Origin of the sequence: Anoxybacillus kestanbolensis (assembly GCF_001996285.1) — a bacterium.
Lineage (GTDB): Bacteria > Bacillota > Bacilli > Bacillales > Anoxybacillaceae > Anoxybacillus > Anoxybacillus kestanbolensis_A.
In genome coordinates, this window is the sequence record NZ_MQAD01000034.1 from 1 (window position 1) to 1,437 (window position 1,437).

The 1,437-nt window shown below is 40.7% G+C and carries 1 protein-coding gene; it reads left to right on the forward strand.

The features are described 5' to 3' along the window. Nucleotides 1-162: 162 nt before the first annotated feature. A protein-coding gene (locus BO219_RS13555) for an IS3 family transposase (protein ID WP_143271311.1) occupies nt 163-1,304 on the forward strand; the annotation gives its coding sequence in 2 pieces (ribosomal slippage) (nt 163-403 and nt 403-1,304; 1,143 coding nt in all). The last annotated feature ends 133 nt before the right edge of the window (nt 1,305-1,437 follow it).

The following is a 1,437-nucleotide window of genomic DNA, read 5'->3' on the forward strand; positions in this document are numbered from 1 at the left end:
GAACATGCTTTTGAAGTTGGATTTATTAAAACTAATCGGTTAGTAGAAGAAGTATCAGTGTAATGCTGATACTTCTTTTTTATGGAGGTGGTGCTAGTATAGTTTTATGGACAGCTTTTAGTTAACTCTCTATCATAAAAGATAAGAGAGGAAGTGTCCGATATGAAACAAAAAAAGAAATATAACGACGATTTTAAGAAGACAATCGTTGAACTCTATCACACGGGTAGTTCGGTGAGTGCGTTAAGCAGCGAATATGGCGTATCTGAAGTGACAATATACAAATGGATTAAGGCTTTGACCCCAATCAGTGAGGAAACGGGGAGCCTAACCCCTAAAGACATCGCTGCGATTCAGAAAGAAAATCTTCGCATGAAACAGGAGATCGAAATCTTAAAAAAGGCTATGGCCATATTCGCCAAAAAGTAACGGACAACGAGCTCATCGATTTGATTCATGAACAAAAAGAGAACTATCCCATTCAAGTGATGTGTGAGGTACTTGACGTTCCTAGAAGTACTTACTACCAATCCTTGGAGCATATGGAATCGAATCGTGACCGTGAGAATAGGCAACTCACGGAAGAGATCCATCGAATTCACAAGGAGAGCAAAGCACGCTATGGGGCTCCAAAGATTCATCAATCCCTCCTTAAGGAGGGATACGCCGTGAGCCTTAAACGTGTTCAACGGCTGATGAAGAAGGCAGGAATTCGATCCATCACCGTGAAGAAGTTCCGTCCGCAAAAGAGTCAAGGAACGATCATGGAACGCACGAATCACCTAGAGCAAGATTTTACAACTACCACCATTAATGAAAAATGGGTGGCTGACATCACCTATATTCATACGCTTAGGGATGGCTGGTGTTACTTGTCGTCTGTCTTAGACCTGCATTCTAAAAAAATTGTCGGATACTCTTTCTCTCGTTCCATGACAACAGACCTTGTGCTTCAAGCTCTACATAATGCAGTGACAACGCAACATCCTGATCCAGGCCTCATCATCCACACAGATCTAGGAACACAGTATACGAGTGAAGCTTTTGAAAGAGCAGTTAAATCCTACGGGATGAAGCAATCATTTAGCCGTAAAGGATGTCCATATGATAACGCTTGTATTGAATCCTTCCATGCGATTTTAAAGAAAGAAGAAGTCCATCAGGTTAAGTATCTTGACTATGATTCTGCTAAACGAGCTCTATTTCAATATATTGAGGGCTGGTACAATCGTAAACGTATTCACAGCCATTTAGGTTACAGAACTCCACAAGAAGTAGAAGATCAAGCACGTCAGTCAGCATAACGAGTTAACTTTTTTCTGTCCAATATATTGACTCAGGTCCAAGGTGTTTGGGATGTTGGATGTATATATATTTAAAGACTGGAAGTTTTGCGAAAAAGAAATGAATGAGAGCATCATCACCAATCAAGAACGG